Annotated in this window: 16 protein-coding genes and 1 tRNA gene; 12 read left to right on the top strand and 5 right to left on the bottom strand. The window is 32.3% G+C overall.

The window, feature by feature from the left end; genetic code table 11:
- Positions 1-116: 116 nt before the first annotated feature.
- Together HY951_15475 and HY951_15480 are read left to right on the top strand one after the other, a co-directional pair.
- The gene (locus HY951_15475) at positions 117-875 is read left to right on the top strand and encodes a hypothetical protein (protein ID MBI5541464.1); all 759 of its coding nucleotides are present in this window, start codon (positions 117-119) and stop codon (positions 873-875) included.
- A 5-nt stretch (positions 876-880) separates the two neighbouring features.
- Positions 881-1,426 (top strand): hypothetical protein, encoded by a 546-nt coding sequence (locus tag HY951_15480; GenBank protein MBI5541465.1) that lies wholly within the window; start codon positions 881-883, stop codon positions 1,424-1,426.
- Positions 1,427-1,454: 28 nt separating this feature from the next.
- Here HY951_15480 and HY951_15485 read toward each other — a convergent pair whose 3' ends face one another.
- From HY951_15485 to HY951_15500, 4 genes are all read right to left on the bottom strand, one after another.
- Positions 1,455-1,625 carry a hypothetical protein gene (locus HY951_15485; GenBank protein MBI5541466.1) on the bottom strand — a complete coding sequence of 57 codons (171 nt, stop codon included), beginning with the start codon at positions 1,623-1,625 and terminating at the stop codon, positions 1,455-1,457.
- A 140-nt stretch (positions 1,626-1,765) separates the two neighbouring features.
- Entirely contained in the window at positions 1,766-3,031 is a 1,266-nt protein-coding gene (locus HY951_15490; GenBank protein ID MBI5541467.1) for a site-specific integrase, read from the bottom strand.
- A gap of 237 nt (positions 3,032-3,268) precedes the next feature.
- A tRNA-Ser gene (locus tag HY951_15495) sits at positions 3,269-3,355 on the bottom strand.
- Between the two features lie 26 nt (positions 3,356-3,381).
- Positions 3,382-3,627, bottom strand: a complete 246-nt coding sequence (locus HY951_15500) for a GIY-YIG nuclease family protein (GenBank protein ID MBI5541468.1) — start codon at positions 3,625-3,627, stop codon at positions 3,382-3,384.
- Positions 3,628-3,939: 312 nt separating this feature from the next.
- Here HY951_15500 and HY951_15505 point away from each other — a divergent pair, with 312 nt between their 5' ends.
- The 8 genes from HY951_15505 to HY951_15540 all read left to right on the top strand — a co-directional run bounded on the left by HY951_15505 (position 3,940) and on the right by HY951_15540 (position 11,622).
- Entirely contained in the window at positions 3,940-4,974 is a 1,035-nt protein-coding gene (locus HY951_15505) for a dihydroorotate dehydrogenase-like protein (protein MBI5541469.1), read from the top strand.
- Between the two features lie 20 nt (positions 4,975-4,994).
- Positions 4,995-5,555 (top strand): 4Fe-4S dicluster domain-containing protein, encoded by a 561-nt coding sequence (locus tag HY951_15510; protein ID MBI5541470.1) that lies wholly within the window; start codon positions 4,995-4,997, stop codon positions 5,553-5,555.
- Positions 5,556-5,566: 11 nt separating this feature from the next.
- Positions 5,567-6,412, top strand: coding sequence for a CoB--CoM heterodisulfide reductase iron-sulfur subunit B family protein (locus HY951_15515; GenBank protein ID MBI5541471.1), 846 nt, complete (start codon positions 5,567-5,569; stop codon positions 6,410-6,412).
- A gap of 70 nt (positions 6,413-6,482) precedes the next feature.
- Positions 6,483-8,486 carry a CoB--CoM heterodisulfide reductase iron-sulfur subunit A family protein gene (locus HY951_15520; GenBank protein ID MBI5541472.1) on the top strand — a complete coding sequence of 668 codons (2,004 nt, stop codon included), beginning with the start codon at positions 6,483-6,485 and terminating at the stop codon, positions 8,484-8,486.
- A gap of 27 nt (positions 8,487-8,513) precedes the next feature.
- On the top strand, positions 8,514-8,966 hold the full coding sequence (locus HY951_15525; GenBank protein ID MBI5541473.1) for a hydrogenase iron-sulfur subunit: 453 nt from the start codon (positions 8,514-8,516) through the stop codon (positions 8,964-8,966).
- The gene (locus HY951_15530) at positions 8,959-9,762 is read left to right on the top strand and encodes a 4Fe-4S dicluster domain-containing protein (protein ID MBI5541474.1); all 804 of its coding nucleotides are present in this window, start codon (positions 8,959-8,961) and stop codon (positions 9,760-9,762) included. Before HY951_15525 ends, HY951_15530 begins: the two co-directional genes overlap by 8 nt.
- A gap of 1 nt (position 9,763) precedes the next feature.
- Positions 9,764-10,774 (top strand): 4Fe-4S dicluster domain-containing protein, encoded by a 1,011-nt coding sequence (locus tag HY951_15535; GenBank protein ID MBI5541475.1) that lies wholly within the window; start codon positions 9,764-9,766, stop codon positions 10,772-10,774.
- An 11-nt stretch (positions 10,775-10,785) separates the two neighbouring features.
- A complete protein-coding gene (locus tag HY951_15540) occupies positions 10,786-11,622 on the top strand; it encodes an FAD/NAD(P)-binding protein (GenBank protein MBI5541476.1) in 837 nt (278 codons plus the stop codon).
- A gap of 83 nt (positions 11,623-11,705) precedes the next feature.
- Here the strand turns inward: HY951_15540 and HY951_15545 are convergent, their stop codons facing one another.
- On the bottom strand, positions 11,706-13,616 hold the full coding sequence (locus HY951_15545; GenBank protein ID MBI5541477.1) for a T9SS type A sorting domain-containing protein: 1,911 nt from the start codon (positions 13,614-13,616) through the stop codon (positions 11,706-11,708).
- 211 nt (positions 13,617-13,827) lie between these two features.
- On the opposite strand from HY951_15545, the gene HY951_15550 reads away from it, so the two are divergent.
- Positions 13,828-14,874 (top strand): LacI family DNA-binding transcriptional regulator, encoded by a 1,047-nt coding sequence (locus HY951_15550; GenBank protein MBI5541478.1) that lies wholly within the window; start codon positions 13,828-13,830, stop codon positions 14,872-14,874.
- A gap of 1 nt (position 14,875) precedes the next feature.
- The gene (locus HY951_15555; GenBank protein MBI5541479.1) at positions 14,876-17,842 is read left to right on the top strand and encodes a glycoside hydrolase family 92 protein; all 2,967 of its coding nucleotides are present in this window, start codon (positions 14,876-14,878) and stop codon (positions 17,840-17,842) included.
- Position 17,843 lies beyond the last annotated feature (1 nt).

Here is a 17,843-nt window from a genome sequence, read left to right on the forward strand (position 1 = left end):
ACCATTTGGCCAACGTACATCTATTAGGTACTGTACGCATTTTTCTTCACTTGAAAAAGTTTTCTCAAACTCCATTTGTGTCCTTGGATAGTCCATGACCACAAAGATACAACTTAGTGGCAAGAAGTAAATACCCTAGTAAAGAATATAAAAACAGAATTGAAGTTAATAAAAATAAATATAATGAATTTAACAAATATCAAAAAAGATTGAACCGACTATCTGATAAAATAAATAAAAATATAGAATTAAGCAAAAAATGTAATGAAATATTAATAATAATAAATGGAATAGATATAGAAAAGTCGGATATAAATGGAATAGAAATAGACGAACTAAATTCAAATATTCAAGGTTTGGAATACTTAGTAAAAAAATACAATAAAATACAAAGAACACTTTCAGATTCTGCTTTTCAAATTAATTATAATGGTTTAATAAATAATATCATTAATATATGTCGACACATCCAATTAGGAAAAAAATTAAACGGATGTATAAGTTATCCTATATTTAATTTAACAGCCTCATCTGATAATACTTTGCTTTATAATGACATGAATTTAAATAACCAAATACAAAGAACGAGTTTGGTAGAAGTACATTCACTGAAAGATAACAAATTATTAACTGGGTATTGGGCTCATTATTCCTTACCAAGTTTTGGAAGAAAGATTAAAATTGAACATTTTACTTCAAAGACAACATCAAGACGAAATTTCATATCTGGTTGCACATATATATATTGGTTATCTATTGACACTGATGGAGATAATATAGTTTCAAATAAAATAGTTAGGACACTGGATTGGACTGATACAAACAAATGCGACAACATGCCATGTCAATACATTGACATTGATATAATTAAATAATTAAAATGAATAAATTAGTTGAGTATGTTTTTAGTATATTTTTTATTGTAGTTTCTGGAGTGCTTAACTTCTTGTTTGCAAATTACATCAAAGATATTGCTGTTGTCCAATATGTATTGATAAATATTTTCGTTTTTACTATTACCTATTTTACATTTCATCTGATTTTTAAAAGGAGTTTTGTAAAATTAAATAAAAAATATTACACAATGTTATTTAGTATAGTGGTTATTTTGGTTTTGATTTTTATAAAAACTCTAAACTATACAAATTCTCATTTAATAATAATACATGAAAGTCAGACAAAAATTAAAGGAGATAATTATTGTGATAATATTATAAAATATAAAGATTCATATAGTGATATTGAGTTATTACAGGCAAATGAACTCAATCCTGAAAATGTTTGGTGCGATATTAATAATGTGAAAAATAACATATTATGGTTTTCAATATTTTGTAGTTTTTTAATGTCAATATTTTTTTCTTTTGCATTTCAAGGAATTAATATAAAAATTGAAACTGAAAAAAAAACAATAGGTTTCAAGTAGAATAAAACAGATCAACATAAATTTACTTTCAAGGCTTATCCAAAAACTCATAAATCATTTCTACTTGCCAAGCAAGAAGAGGTCTTCTTTTAACTAATTTCAATTGCTTTTCAATCGGTTTAATCCATTTGCGAAAGGTATTATGGCAAATGCCGTATTCATTCTCTATTTGCGTTTGTGTAATTACCTTTTTTGACATAATATTTTCTTTTATTTCAAAAATACGGTGATTTGTTATTATTATTTCAAATGCCGTTTCTTATGTCTGAATTTTCAATAAATTGCACTTTAATACAAGAATAAAAATAAAAAAAGCCCTGTTTTTGCAGGGCTTTAATTTTAATTTTGGCATATGGGCGGAAAATGTAAACTCACCTTTTCAGTAGTAAACTTATCTTGTATTTTTTCCATATCAATACCAACTTTTTTATCTGAAAGTTTAGCATAATGTTGTGTCATTTTAATAGTGCTATGACCAAGCATTTTTGAAACGCTTTCAATAGGAACATCATTATTTAAAGTAACAGTCGTGGCGAATGTGTGTCTTGCAGTATGCGTTGAAATATGCTTAGTAATTCCACAGATGTCTGCTATTTCTTTCAAATAAGCATTCAATTTTTGATTTGTATATACCGGAAGCAAAATTTCGTTGACAATGCAATACGGATTGTTTCTATATTTTTCTACAATTTGCAAGGCAATTGGTAAAAGTGGAATATGACTAATCATATCAGTTTTCTTTCTTCGTGTATGAATCCACAAACGTCCATTTTCACCTTTAACAACATTTTCTTGTTTCAGATTTTTAATATCAGAATATGCAAGACCTGTGAAGCAACCAAATAAAAACACATCCTTAACAAATTCTAAGCGTTCTATGCCGATTTTTTTATTCAGAAGACGTGCAAGTTCATCTTCTGTTAAAAACTCTTTATCGACCTTCTTTAAGCGTAATTTAAAATTTACAAATGGGTCATGTTTAAGCCAACCATTCCGAAAAGCATTAAGAACAATTTTCTTAAAATTTTTGATGTACTTCATTGTCGTATTATGAGCACAATTACGGACAGTTTTAAGGTAAAGTTCAAAACCCTTAATAAAGTCAGCATTCATCTTATTAATGAGTAAGTCATTTACCTTATACTTTTCTTTAATGTAACTGCTTAAATGAAGTAAACAGGTCTCATAACGTTGCACGGTTGCAGGTGCAAAATCTTTGTCCTTTAATGATAATAGTTTAATTGTCTTATTATGTTCCTGAAATAATTCAACAATTTTCTTTTCATCATTAATAATTCCGAGATAAGAATTTTTGATAGTCCGAGCCGTAATCTCCCTGTCCTTTTCCCTTAACATTTTCACATGTTCGTTTAAACAGCCAACTACATGCTGCAAATGAACATTTAACTCTTTTGCTTCTTTTGATGTTCCGGCTGCACCGTTTTTAGCAACACTCCATTTCTCAGGAAAAATGTTACGAAGTGTAGCAAGTTCTTCATGTGTGTCATCTACTTTAATTTTTAAGTAAATAGGAACTTCCCCTGATTTAAGGGGTTTTGTCCGCTTAACGTAGAACGAAAAAGCGATTTTGTTTCTGGTTTCCATAAATCCTCCTTTTTAATAAGTTAAAATTACATGAACCAGTTCGTTTTTAAAAATGAAAATGTGTGAAAATCAGCGAATAAGCACCGGATTAGCTGGACTAAGAAAAAATGAAAAAAACCAGCCAGACAACCAGTCGGATTAGGTTATTTCTTTCAAAAACTCCGCAGGGATTAAAAAGAAAAAAGCCCATGTCCGTTGGACTTTCGGGCTTTTTCAAGGACTTGCTCTTTGTGCTTGCGGAGAGAAAGGGATTCGAACCCCCGTTCCAATTGCTCGGAAAACAGTTTTCGAGACTGCCGCATTCGACCACTCTGCCATCTCTCCAATATAGTTTGCAAAGATAATTTATTTCAGATAATTCCTTTTGTTTTTAAGTAATTATATCCGTCAATTGATTTGAAATAAAACTCTCTTTTAATGGCTTCAGTTTTCGTTTCGTATTCTTCCAAATAATGAATAACCCATGGTTTATAAGCCTTTGTAGATTTAACTTTACCAGAATTGTGATATTTTAGTCTGTTTTCCAAATTACAAGTAGAGCCATAATAATGCCTGCCATTTAAAGTAGATTTTAATATGTATGTGTAATGTTTCATTTGAAAAATGTGCAATTTTGAGAATTAAGACTGCCGCATTCCCCCGTAGGGGTCGCTTCGCGAGACCACTCTGTTTACCCCTATGGGGCCATCTCTCTAAAATAGATTGTATAGATAATTAATTCATGTTATAAATATTTGGTTTAAATAAAATAATTTTAGACGTTGTTAAAATATGTTATAAAGCAGATTATTTATCATATGTCAATAAATCAATATAATAATCTAACGGCTCTAGATTGAAAAAAAATCAATAAAAGTGATTTCATATTTTCTTTGTTGGTAAATTTGGCGGCATTTAAAATAAATTTTATGATAGATTTATCTTGTAAATATTTAGGGCTTCAGTTAAAAAATCCATTAATAATTGGTAGTTCTGGATTAACTTCTTCAGTTGAAAATCTTAAAACTATTGCTAATATGGGTGCAGGAGCAGTAGTGTTAAAATCCATTTTCGAAGAACAAATAAAGTTCGAAACCGAGAAACTAATAAATTCAGACGATCCTAATATAAAATCATGGCAGGACGCTTTTAATGGTATCGTTGGAAAAAACGAATATTATCATGACGAAGCTTATGAATATATAACTAATTATGCAAAAGAGCATTCATTAAAACATTATCTTACTTTAGTAACTGAAGCAAAAAAAGCAATAGATATTCCAATAATTGCAAGTATTCATTGTAGTACTCAATATGATTGGCAGTATTTTGCAAAGCGTATTCAGGATGCTGGTGCAGATGCAATTGAATTAAATGTATACTTATTACCTTCAAACTTTGAAAAAAGTGGAGATGAAATCGAACAGGTATATTTTGATATAATTAAAGAGGTAAAGAAATTTATTACAATTCCTTTCTCTTTAAAAATCGGTTACTATTTTTCAAGTTTAGCCAAAACAGCACTTAATTTATCTGAAACAGGTATTGCAGGACTAACTCTTTTTAATAGACCTTACAACCCAGATATTGATATTAATACTTTAGAAGTTTCTTCTTCTAATATGTATAGCTCCGATTTAGAATACTCGCATAGTTTACGCTGGGTTGCTCTTTTATCAGGAAAGTTAAAATGTAATATTGCAGCTTCTACTGGTATTCATAATTCTGAAACAATAATTAAGCAGTTATTAGCAGGTGCTGATGCAGTTCAAATGGTTTCATTGTTTTATGAAAAACATTTTGATGTTTTACCTGGCATTATTAAAGATATTGAAAACTGGATGACTAAACATAATTTTAAATTTATTAGTGATTTTAAAGGTAAATTAAGTCATACCAACGTTCATAATCCTGCTGCTTATGAAAGAGTTCAGTTTATCCGATTATATTCTAACATAGTTTAACGAAAAAATAAAAGAATAATATGTCACATTCTGATCATCATATTGAAAGAAATTCGTTAGCCGCAAAAGTTGAAAAGGAAGTTGAAGTAAAAGCACAAAAGTGTTATCAATGCGGTAAATGTTCAGCTGGTTGTCCGGTTGCAGAAGATATGGATTTTCCACCTAGCATGGTTTTACGTATGCTTCAGACAGAATTACCAGCTAACGATGAGAAAATTTTAAAATCACATTCTATCTGGCTATGTGTTACATGCGAAATGTGTTTGTCTCGTTGTCCTATGGAAATTGATATACCTTCTATGATGGATTTCTTAAGACAAAAATCACGTAGTGAAGGCAAAGAAAACCCTAAGGCTAAAAATATTATTGCATTTCATAAATCATTTTTGAAATCAATAAAGAATACAGGCAGATTATATGAATTAGGTCTTATCTTAGATTATAAACGTCAGTCATTAAACATGACACAAGATATGGCCCTTGGACCAAAAATGCTATCAAGAGGAAAACTTCATATTTTCCCTGAGAAAATAAAAGATAGAGCACATATCGCTAAAATATTTAAAAAAACCAGTAAATAAGGAGATCAAATATGAAAATAGGTATTTATCCCGGATGTTCGTTAGAAGGCTCAGCACGTGATTATAATCAGTCAGTTTTTGAACTTGCAAAAGCTTTCGATATTGAACCTGTACAAATTCCTGACTGGAACTGTTGTGGTGCTACTGCAGCTCATAACTTAAATAAGGAATTATCATTGGCATTGCCTGCAAGAATTTTGGCTTTAGCCGAGAAACATGGTTTAGATGAAATACTTGTTCCTTGTGCTGCATGTTATAGTCGACTAATGGTTACTCAACATGAACTTCAAAAACATCCTGAATTGAAAAACAGGATTTGTGAGGTTTTGGAAATGGATTATAAAGGAAATTCAAAAATTATTAATGTAATTGAATGGATTGATAAATATATTATTCCAAAACTTGAAGAAAAAGTAAAGAAACCATTTAATTATAAAGTAGCAAATTATTATGGTTGTTTGTTAGTAAGACCTAATAAGGTTCTTAACTACGACCGTGTCGAAGATCCTCAGACAATGGATATTGTTATGAATAAAATTGGTGCTACATCAATTGATTTTGCTTATAAAACAGAATGTTGTGGTGCCGGACTTTCAATTTCCCGTACAGATATAGTTTCGAAATTATCAGGAAAAATTATTGAAGATGCCGAACATCGTGGTGCTGATGCAATAATTGTTGCATGTCCTATGTGTCATTCAAATCTTGATATGAGACGTGCAGATATTAATAAGTATTGGGATAAAGATTTTAAAATACCTGTGATATTTGTTACTCAGGCAATTGGTTTGGCTATTGGCTTAACTCCTGAACAAGTTGGGTTTAACAGACATTTTGTTGATGTAAAAATTAGCTAAAATAATTTAAACTCGAATGGTTCTAATAATAAAATCCTTAATCGTAAATTCTAAATCATAAATAAATAATATGGCAAGAATTGGTGTTTTCATTTGTCATTGTGGCGAGAATATAAGTGCGACTGTTGATTGTACTAAAGTGTGCGAATCGGCTGCCAAACTTAAGCATGTAGCTTATGCTACCGAATATAAATACATGTGCTCCGATCCTGGGCAATCGTTAGTAAAAAATGCAATAATTGAGCATAAGCTAACGGGTGTAGTTGTTTCGGCATGTTCGCCTCGTATGCATGAGCCTACTTTCAGAAAAGCCACTGCAGAAGGTGGATTAAATCCATTTTTGTGCGAGATGGCAAATCTTCGTGAACATTGTTCATGGGTGCACGAAAAAAGTGAAGCAACTACAGAAAAAGCAATCGATATTGTTAGAACATTAGTCGAGAAAGTAAAACGTAATGCTGCTTTACAACCAATTCGAGTTCCCGTAACAAAAACTGCATTAGTTATTGGCGGTGGAATTGCTGGTATTCAGTCTGCATTGGATATTGCTAACTGCGGACATAAAGTAATTATGGTAGAGCGCTCTCCATCCATTGGTGGACATATGTCTCAACTTTCTGAAACTTTCCCTACTCTTGACTGCTCACAATGTATTCTTACACCAAGAATGGTTGAAGTTCTTCAACATCCTAATATAACATTATATTCTTATGCTGAAGTTGAACAGTTGGATGGATTTATTGGGAACTTTGTTGCGAAAATAAGGAAAAAAGCTAAAAGTCTTGATGAGAAAGCTTGTACTGGTTGTGGTCTTTGTATAACAAAATGTCCACAAAAGAAAATTCCTAATGAATTTGAAGAAGGTATGGGATTCCGTCCGGCTATTTATGTGCCTTTTCCACAGGCTGTACCAAATAGACCGGTAATTGATAAAGAACATTGTACATATTATATTAAAGGTAAATGTAAGGTTTGCGAAATCGTTTGTCCTACTAAAGCAATCAGATTTGATCAGGAAGATGAAGTAATAGATGTTGAAGTTGGAGCTGTTGTTGTTGCAACAGGTTTCGATATTAAACGTGCCGATTTCTTCCCAGAATATGGTTATGGAAAATTAAAAGATGTAATTGACGGTTTACAATTTGAACGCCTTGCATCTGCATCCGGACCAACCGCTGGTGAAATTTTAAGACCATCAGACGGAAAAAAACCAAAGAATATTGTATTTATTGCTTGTGCTGGTTCTAGAGATCCTGCAAAAGGTATTGCATATTGTTCTAAAATATGTTGTATGTATACTGCAAAACATGCAATGTTATATAAACACAAAGTACATGAAGGAAATGCACATGTGTTCTATATGGATATTCGTTCGGCAGGAAAAAATTATGATGAATTTGTTCGCCGTGCAATTGAAGAAGACCACGTAAATTATATTCGTGGTAGAGTTTCTACAGTTTATGAGCGTGATGGAAAATTAATTGTTAAAGGTGTTGACACATTGTTAGGAGCACAGCCAATAGAGATTGAAGCTGACATGGTTGTTCTTGCTACTGCAGGTGTTGCTAATCCAGGTGCTGAAGAATTGGCGCAAAGATTACATGTTTCTTACGATTCTCATAAATTCTTTGCAGAAGCTCATCCAAAATTAAAACCAGTTGAAACTAATACAGCTGGTATTTTCTTGGCTGGAGCATGTCAGAATCCTAAAGATATTCCAGATTCAGTTTCTCAGGCTTCAGGTGCAGCTGTTAAAGTTGCTTCCTTATTCTCACAAAGCGAATTAACACGTGAACCATTAGTAGCTGCTGTTAACCGTTTTGGTCCTCCATTATATTCTACTTGTGTAGGTTGTTTTATGTGTCAACCGGTTTGTCCATATCAGGCAATTGAAAGAGAAGATATAAAATCAAGAGATGGAAAAGTAATAAAATCGCTAGCAAAAATTAACGAAGGACTATGTCAGGGTTGTGGAACATGCGTTGCTTTATGCCGTTCTAAATCTATAGATTTATATGGTTATACCAACGAGCAGGTATATACTGAGGTAGTTGCTTTACTTAATGATTATTAATTATTAAAAAATTAAACATTATATAAAATGGCAGATTTCGAACCCAAAGTAGTTGCTTTTGTTTGCAACTGGTGTACATACGCTGGAGCCGATTTAACAGGTACCAGTCGTATAAAATATGCTACAAATGTTAAAATTATACGTTTCCCATGTACTGGCCGTATTGATTTTATGCTTTTACTTAAATCATTTGCAAATGGAGCTGATGGAATAATAATTTCAGGCTGTCACCCAAATGATTGTCATTATACTTCTGGTAATTTTCATGCAAAACGCCGTTGGATAATGTTTAAAGAACTTATGGATTTTATGGGAATTGATATGAAACGTATCACTTTCTCATGGGTATCTGCAGCAGAAGGTGCAAGATGGGCAGAAGTTGTTAATTCAACAGTTGCAAGAGTTCGTGAACTTGGTCCATATGTTTCTTATCAGAAAATGGTTAACACACATATTGAAGAGGAGGTAACTAATGAGTAATATTGCAGCAAAAGCAAAAGAATTACTTGAAAGCAAAGCAGTTCAGGTAGTAATTGGTTATGAAGCAGGACCAACTGGTGTTGTTCGCCCTGCTTTTGTTACCGATCCTGCAAAAACAGATTCATTAATTTATAATGAAAATTGTTTGCAGAATTTAGCTATGTATTTAACTAAGCACGAAGTTAAACATCTAGGCAAAATGGGTATTGTTGCTACTTTACCTGTAATGCGTAGTATAATGATGTTGATTTCTGAACAGCAGGTTGTTGCTGAAAATATAGTTGTTCTCGGAATTTCTGATGATGGAAAACTTCTTGATATAGCTGATATGAATGTTATGAAAGCTCATATCGAGAAATCAAATTTAGGAAACCCAACTAAAGATCAGGAGAAATTAGCAGAATTAAATAAGCTTAGTTTAGAAGAAAAATTTAAATTCTGGGAGCAGGAATTATCAAAATGTATAAAATGTTATGCATGTCGTCAGTCTTGCCCTATGTGTTATTGTATACGTTGTTCTACAGATTGCAATCAACCACAGTGGATTCCTGTTCAGGCAAATACTCAGGGAAATATCGATTGGCATATATTACGTGCAATGCACTTAGCCGGTCGTTGTATCAGTTGTGGTGAGTGCGGAAGAGCTTGTCCTTTAAATATTCCTTGTCATCTTTTAACTATGCAGTTATCAGATCAAACCTACAATTATTTTAAAGTTCATGCAGGAACTTCTGTAGATATGAAATCTGTAATGTCAACTTTTGAACCTAACGATAAAGAAAGTTTTATAATATAACATGGAAACAATCAAAAAATTAATCCGCAAACAATCGCTTGAAAAGTTATATTCGACTTTATCAGCAAGCCGAAAAGTTTATGCTCCGGTTGTTGCAGCAGATAAGCGGGTAGAATATAAATATAATCCTGCATATGCAGAAGTTACATTTGAGCATATTCAATCAACTTTATCTGTTAAAAATGTAGTTTTCCCAAAAGTAGAAAACTTAATGTACTACACAAATAACAAAGTAGATAGTACAATAACTGATATTGATTTAACAAAGATTCCTGAAGTTGTATTGTGGGGTTCGCATCCTTGTGATAATTCAGCATATGATGTACTTAAATCAATTTTTTGCTGGGATATTAAAGACGAATTCTTTGCAAAAAGATTAGAGAAGCTAGTTGTTATAGGATTAGCATGTCATCAATCTGATGCGTATTGTTTCTGTACTTCTGTTGGATTAACTCCTAATTCAACAAAGGGTAGTGATATATTGTTATCAAAAACAAAATCCGGTGATTATATTGCTGAAATTCTTACCGAAAAAGGTAATGCAATTGCTACTGCTTCTCCGGATTTATTTGAGAATGCAAATAACGAAGAAGCTGTTATTACTGAAGTAAAACAAACTTTTTATCACGAACAGGTAACCGAAAAATTAAAAACTGCATTTGAACATCCATTCTGGGTAGCAAATTCATTACGTTGTATTGGTTGCGGTGCTTGTGCTTATGTTTGTCCAACATGTGCCTGTTTTGATATTCAGGATGAAGCAAAGGGTAAAGAAGGTCGTCGTTACCGTAGTTGGGATTCATGTGGCTTTGGTTTGTTTACATTACATACTTCAGGTCATAACCCACGCGAAGTTCAGAGTCAGAGATGGAGACAACGTATTATGCATAAATTCTCATATATGCCGGATCGTAACAAATCACTTGGTTGCGTAGGTTGTGGAAGATGTTCACGCGGTTGCCCTGTTGATATGAACATTTCTGAACAGTTACAAGCATTACAAAACATTTAAATTTTTAAGCTATGTGCGAAAACATATATAAGCCGTATTTAATGGTAATCGATCAGATTGTTGATGAAACAGCTGATGTTAAAACATTCCGTTTAAAATTTAAAAACCAGGAAGACGCTGATAAATTTACTTTTAAAGCTGGTCAATTTGGCGAATATTCAATATTTGGTGAAGGTGAATCTACTTTTTGTATTGCATCTGCACCAACAAGAAAAGAATATATTGAATGTACTTTCCGTAAAGCTGGTCGCGTAACAAATGCATTAGCAAATGCTGAAGTTGGCGATACAGTTGGTTTTCGCGGTCCTTATGGAAATACATTTCCGATTGAACAGTGGGAAGGCAAAAACTTATTATACATTGCCGGTGGTATTGCATTACCTCCAATGCGTTGCGTAATCTGGAATACAATTGATTTACGTGAAAAATATAAAGATATAACAATAGTTTATGGTGCTCGTTCTGTTGCCGATTTGGTTTACAAACACGAACTTAAAGAGTGGGAGGAGAGACCGGATATTAAACTTATAACAACAGTTGACCCAGGCGGACAAACTCCAGAGTGGAAAGGTGAAATTGGTTTTGTTCCAACAGTTTTAGAAAAGGCTGGGTTAACAAGTGCAAATACAATTGCTATACTTTGCGGACCTCCTGTTATGATTAAATTTACTATGCCTGTTTTAAAGAACATGGGTTTTGAAGATAAAGATATTTTTACAACTTTAGAAAACAGAATGAAATGCGGATTTGGTAAATGTGGTCGTTGTAATGTAGGTAAATTGTTTGTTTGTAAAGACGGACCTGTGTTTACTTATGAAGAAATGAAAGTGTTACCTGCAGAATATTAATTGCAGAATTTTTGAAAATAGAAAATGGGATACAAAATTTGTATCCCATTTTTGTTTTGTGGTTAATAATTTTTTTTTTTAAATTATTGCTTAATTAACATCTCATTTACCGAGTAGTTCTTTCCAGAAATACGAACCGTATATGTTCCGGCACTTAAATTTGAAACATTCAAATTAACTGTTTTTTGATTATTCAGTACAAGTTGTTTTTGTACTGTTTTTCCAAGATTATTAATAATCTCAATATTTAATGCTTCTTTGCCTGCATAATCAAAATTTACTGTAACAATATCAATAGCAGGATTTGGCTGAACTGAAATAGATTTTGTTACTTGTTTTTTTATAGAAGGAATATTAGTTGTTATAACTTTAGTAAAAGTTAAAGTTGTGTTTGTAACAATTGGCAGGTTGTAATCAAAATAAATATTTGCTGTATTATAAACATTGCCTCCATTTGCAAGTGATGGTTTACATTTTACCTTGAATTTTACAAATCCATGACTTCCGCTTTCATTTGTGTTTGCATCAGGTAGATTAATATTATTAAAAATAAATTGAACTTTACCATGACCTGATATGTTATATGTACATGGATGAGATGATGAAAGTAATGTTAAACTAGGAACTTGTAACCAACTGCTTAATGTGTCAAGAATAGTAATATTTGTTGCCTGATATGTTCCGGTATTTTGGAAACGAATAGTATATTCAAGTTCTTGCTCATTTGCTGCAGCAATATTTGTAATTTCTCCACTAGGCGTAACTTGTTTGTCATTTGGATCAAATGATCCAACCACAATATTCGAAATAGTATCTGAATTATTTACAATGCTAGAGTCCAGTGAATTTGTTACAAAATTAGCCGAAAGTACATATGGAGTTAAAAGTGCAGTAGTTGAATCTAAAAATAAACTAATTGTATAATTATTTGTTGAGAAAACAGGAAGACATACATTATTCCATGTTAATGTATTACCTGTTATAACATCAGCAGGTGGGTTTGCTGATATATAATCAAAAATTGTATCAAATGAAATAGTTAATGTTCCACACGATGAATCAGTTCCAACATTAGAAATGGTAGCAAATACATTATAATCAAATCCTGGTCTTGCAGGAATACACTCAGTAAGTATTGTACTAACATCTATAACATTTTGCGTGAAAGTGACTCCAAAGTCAGCAGTGCTTGTACTGCCTGTTAATTCATAGTATTGTGGTGTAATGATTGTGTATGAATGATTATAAAATGACCAAATAGTATCTGGAGTTGCACAAATATATGCATTGTAATTTCCTGCAGTATCAGATTGAGTATAGAAACCACAAGTGGGGGCATAAGCTAATCCTCCATATAATCCTGGTTCAGTGACATCTTTTGTTCCATTATTATTAGAATCAAAATAGAAATTACCACTTACTGTTGCAGCTGGTCCGCATGAAGTAATACCTGCGCCTACTTGCCCTGTATTTATTTGATTAAAAATAATATTACATGGTTGGTTTGAATAATTTGTAATCAGAAAAATATAATATTCCCCGGGTTGAGCATTTGGTATATAACACCACTCTTGCCAAGAAGCATCATAACTGCAATCTATTACATTCCCTGATGGATAACCACCACCAGCTCCAGCAACGTGATGAGTTGAACCCGAGCCTGTTAATTGCGCAGTGCATGGACCTGTTTGAGAATTAAATGGTCCCCAACAAATAAAGTCCACGTCATGTTGTGGAACTGTATGAATTTCAATTGAAATTTCACCAGGCTGATCAATTTGTAAATAGTACCAAGCAGGGTTTGGTTCAGATCCCAAACATGCATAGGATGGGCCAGTCTGCCCACTTCCTGTATTAACTCCTGCAGGATAATTATAGGTTATTCCCGTACAAAATGGAAGAGAGGTTTCACACAGTCCATTAAGAGTTTGCCCTATTGAGCTCAGTGAAAATAGCAGGACAATTGTAATTGATAAGATGTAATTCTTTTTCATTGTATGATTTGTTAGTTATTGTTGTATAATTTAAGTTTTAAATTATTTATTGAAACTTTATAGATAAACGTAAAGATATTAAAAAGGTTGCCTGATAAAAAACTGTTATTTAATCAGATTGTTTAAAAACATTAAAAAAAATCTAAAATATTTAGTAAAAAACTAAACCGTTTTAGAATATTTTGTATATTTGGAAAAAATAAGCTTTAAAATGATAAAGAATAAAAAAGTTTCGTTAGCAGATATCGCAATGGCATTAGGTGTTTCTAAAACACTTGTTTCTATGGTGTTAAATGGAAAAGGTGACGAAAACGGTATTAGTAAAAAAACTCAGGAAAGAGTAATGGAATTAGCTGAGGAAATGAATTATAAGCCTAATCAGTTTGCACGGGGATTAAGAATTGGCAGATCAAATACTATCGGATTAATTGTTTCTGATATATCAAATCCATTTTATTCTCGTTTGGCAAGATCAGTAGAAGATGCTGTTAGTGAATCTGGTTATAATCTTATGATTTGCAGTTCTGATGAAAGCGAAGAAAAGGAAATGAAACTTCTGGAAATGCTTATTAATAAGCAGGTGGATGGCATTATTTTGTCGTCAACTCTTGATTCTACCGAGCATATTGAAAGTCTTCAAAGCGAGAATTTTCCATTTGTGTTGATTGATAGGGTTTATAATGATTTCGAAACTAATACAGTTGTAGTTGATAATTTAACAGGTGCAAAAGAAGCAGTAGAATTTCTTATTAATAATGGACATAGAAAAATAGCTGCACTTGTAATTTCTCCTGCTCATATTAGTACACAAGTTGATAGACTTGAGGGTTATAAAGAAGCATTAAAAAAATATTCAATTCCAATAAATCAGTATTATCAAAAAGTAATTCCTCGCGATGAAATATATAGCGCAATCAATCAGATATTTGTGGAATGGAAGTCAGACCATATGATGCCAACAGCAGTTTTTGTTGCAAATAATCAATTAGCTATTGGTTGTCTAGAAACAATTCGTGATTTAGGTTTGACAATACCACGAGATATTTCAATTGTAAGCTTTGATGACATAGATTTATTTAAGCTTTATTCTCCTCCAATTACTTCAGTTATTCAGCCAATAAATTCAATTGCCAGAAATGCAGTCGAGATTTTATTAGATAATATTAAAATTAAAGACAATTCAGATTCATTAGTTAAAACACATAAATGTTTGCAAACAAATATTGTAGTAAGAAACTCGGTATTAAAACTTGCATAATATGTATAATTTGTTACAGATTTTAAAGCTTTTTTTCTTTTGTAGCTTATTCGTTTTTTTCTTTTCGTGCGAAAGTGAAAATCCAAAAGGAAATTCGAAATTTGTAAATCCGTTTATTGGTACTGGTGGACATGGACACACTTTTCCGGGTGCCACTTTACCATTTGGAATGGTGCAATTAAGTCCTGATACCAGACTTGAAGGTTGGGATGGTTGTTCTGGTTACCATTATAGTGATAGTATTGTATATGGCTTCTCTCATACTCATTTAAGTGGTACAGGTTGTTCTGACTATGGCGATATTCTTTTTATGCCTACTGTTGGAGCTGTTCAGGTATTTAATGGTACGCCCGAAAATCCAGAGTCAGGTTACTGTTCGCGTTTTTCTCATAAAAACGAAAAAGCTGAAGCAGGTTATTATTCAATATTTTTAGATGATGATAAAATTAAGGCAGAATTAACTGCAACAAAAAGAGTTGGTATACATTGTTATACTTTTCCTGCATCTGATAATTCAAATATAATAATTGATTTATTGCACCGTGATAAAGTATTGGATTCTTATATAAAATTCATTGGAGATAATGAAGTCGAAGGGTTTCGAAGATCTGAAGCATGGGCAAAGGACCAATATGTGTATTTTGTTGCTAAATTTTCAAAATCATTTATAAATAAAGGAATTGTAAAAGATGACCTTAATGTTCAGGGGCAATCAGAAGCACAGGGAACAAATTTAAAAGCATATCTTAATTTTAGAACAAAGGCTAATGAACAGATAATTGTTAAGGTTGCAATTTCCGGAGTAAGTATTGATGGAGCAAGAAGAAACCTTGAAACAGAAGCAAAATCATGGGATTTTGAGAATTATAAATCTGAAGCATCAAAAGCCTGGGATGAAGCATTAACAAAAGTAAAAGTTGAAGGAACTGAAGATCAGAAAATAAATTTCTATACTTCACTTTATCATTCCTATATTTCACCAAATGTTTACTCAGATGTGGATAATCAGTATCGTGGACGGGATAACAAAATACACAAAGCTGAAGGTTATAATTATTACACTGTGTTTTCACTTTGGGATACATACAGAGCGCTTAATCCTTTGATGGCCGTACTTGAACCTGAAATTACAAATGACTTTGTTAAAACATTTCTTGCTCAATATGAGCAGGGAGGATTATTACCTGTTTGGGAGCTTTCTGCAAATGAGACTAATTGTATGATAGGCTATCATGCTGTTCCTGTAATTTATGATGCTTGGGCTAAGGGAATAAGAAATTATGATGGTAATAAAGCATTGGAAGCAATGAAAGCAAGTGCAAATCAACAAACGCCAGGATTAATTTCTTATATTAAAAATGGTTGTGTACTTGCTACTGATGAAAGTGAAAGCGTTTCAAAAACTCTTGAATATGCATACGATGACTGGTGTATAGCTATGATGGCAAAATCATTAAATAAATCTGATGACTATAATATTTTTATTGAAAGAGCTCAGTCGTATAAAAATGTATTTGACGATTCTACCGGTTTTATGCGTGCCAGAATGAATGGAACATGGTTTTCTCCGTTTAAACCTAATGAAGTGAACTTTAATTATACTGAGGCAAATTCATGGCAATATAGTTTTTGTGTTCCTCAGGATATTGATGGTCTTATGAATCTTCATGGTGGTAAAAGTAAATTTGCCGATAAACTTGATAGCATGTTTTTAGCAGATGTTAAAACATCTGGTCGTGAACAGGCTGATATCACAGGTTTAATCGGTCAGTATGCCCATGGAAATGAACCGAGTCATCATATGGCATATTTATACAATTTTGCAGGAAAGCCATTTAAAACACAGGAAATAATTCATAAAATTCAAAATGAACTTTATAAAAACTCTCCTGATGGATTATGTGGAAACGAAGATTGTGGACAAATGTCAGCATGGTTTGTATTTTCAGCTTTAGGTTTTTATCCTGTAACACCGGGTACTAATACCTATATTATCGGAACACCTATGTTTTCGAAATCTGTTATTAATGTTGGTAAAGGAAAAACTTTTACTGTAATTGCAAATAATATTTCAAAGAAAAATTATTATATACAATCTGCAAAATTAAATGGTTCGATTTATAATAAAACCTTCTTAACAAATGAGGATTTAATTAAAGGCGGTGAACTTGTTTTTGAAATGGGTTCGCAACCATCAGAAAAATGGGGTGTGTCTGATGAAAATTGCCCAAGAACTTCAATTGATGATAAAAAAATAATTCCGGTTCCTTTTATTCAAAATGGCAAAAGAGCATTTACAGGAAAGAGTATTGTAAATTTACATGATGTTAATACAAATTGCAAAATATATTACACTATTAATGGTACAGAGCCATCTTCAGGTTCTTTAGAATATTCCGAGTCATTTGAAATAAACCAGACTACAACAATTAATGCAATTGCAATTGATGCAGCAGGAAATAAAAGTAAAGTAATGACCGGAACATTAAATAAAATTCAGGAAGATGTAAAAATTAAATTAATGGCTAAATATAGTCCTCAGTATTCTGCAGGTGGAGACATAGCATTAATTGACGGAATAAGAGGCGGACTAGACTTTAGAACAGGTGACTGGCAAGGATATCAGGATATAGATTTAACAGCAATTGTTGATCTAGGTAAAACCAGATCATTATCTAAAATTGGTGCAGGGTTTATACAGGATGTTAACCCATGGATACTGTTTCCACCCGCAGTCGAATTTTGGGTTTCTTTAAATGGAAAAGATTTTAAACAAGTATCTATTGTTAAAAATGATGTGCCTAGAAATAAATGGGGAGCAATTAAAAAGGATTTTGTATTTGAGATTAATAAATTTAATGCAAGATATATAAAAGTTGTAGTTCATAAACCGGGTAATTTACCCGAATGGCATCCAGGTGCTGGAAATCCCTCATATTTCTTTATTGACGAAATTTTCTTCAACTAAT

Source organism: Bacteroidia bacterium (assembly GCA_016218155.1).
In the GTDB taxonomy this organism is placed as follows: Bacteria; Bacteroidota; Bacteroidia; order Bacteroidales; family GWA2-32-17; genus GWA2-32-17.

What these genes read in the sequence shown, in the direction of transcription:
- HY951_15480 (MBI5541465.1), top strand. Translation starts at nt 881, where the DNA reads ATGAATAAATTAGTTGAGTATGTTTTTAGTATATTTTTTATTGTAGTT.
- HY951_15485 (MBI5541466.1), bottom strand. Translation starts at nt 1,625, where the DNA reads ATGTCAAAAAAGGTAATTACACAAACGCAAATAGAGAATGAATACGGC.
- HY951_15490 (MBI5541467.1), bottom strand. Translation starts at nt 3,031, where the DNA reads ATGGAAACCAGAAACAAAATCGCTTTTTCGTTCTACGTTAAGCGGACA.
- HY951_15500 (MBI5541468.1), bottom strand. Translation starts at nt 3,627, where the DNA reads ATGAAACATTACACATACATATTAAAATCTACTTTAAATGGCAGGCAT.
- HY951_15505 (MBI5541469.1), top strand. Translation starts at nt 3,940, where the DNA reads ATGATAGATTTATCTTGTAAATATTTAGGGCTTCAGTTAAAAAATCCA.
- HY951_15510 (MBI5541470.1), top strand. Translation starts at nt 4,995, where the DNA reads ATGTCACATTCTGATCATCATATTGAAAGAAATTCGTTAGCCGCAAAA.
- HY951_15515 (MBI5541471.1), top strand. Translation starts at nt 5,567, where the DNA reads ATGAAAATAGGTATTTATCCCGGATGTTCGTTAGAAGGCTCAGCACGT.
- HY951_15520 (MBI5541472.1), top strand. Translation starts at nt 6,483, where the DNA reads ATGGCAAGAATTGGTGTTTTCATTTGTCATTGTGGCGAGAATATAAGT.
- HY951_15525 (MBI5541473.1), top strand. Translation starts at nt 8,514, where the DNA reads ATGGCAGATTTCGAACCCAAAGTAGTTGCTTTTGTTTGCAACTGGTGT.
- HY951_15530 (MBI5541474.1), top strand. Translation starts at nt 8,959, where the DNA reads ATGAGTAATATTGCAGCAAAAGCAAAAGAATTACTTGAAAGCAAAGCA.
- HY951_15535 (MBI5541475.1), top strand. Translation starts at nt 9,764, where the DNA reads ATGGAAACAATCAAAAAATTAATCCGCAAACAATCGCTTGAAAAGTTA.
- HY951_15540 (MBI5541476.1), top strand. Translation starts at nt 10,786, where the DNA reads ATGTGCGAAAACATATATAAGCCGTATTTAATGGTAATCGATCAGATT.
- HY951_15545 (MBI5541477.1), bottom strand. Translation starts at nt 13,616, where the DNA reads ATGAAAAAGAATTACATCTTATCAATTACAATTGTCCTGCTATTTTCA.
- HY951_15550 (MBI5541478.1), top strand. Translation starts at nt 13,828, where the DNA reads ATGATAAAGAATAAAAAAGTTTCGTTAGCAGATATCGCAATGGCATTA.
- HY951_15555 (MBI5541479.1), top strand. Translation starts at nt 14,876, where the DNA reads ATGTATAATTTGTTACAGATTTTAAAGCTTTTTTTCTTTTGTAGCTTA.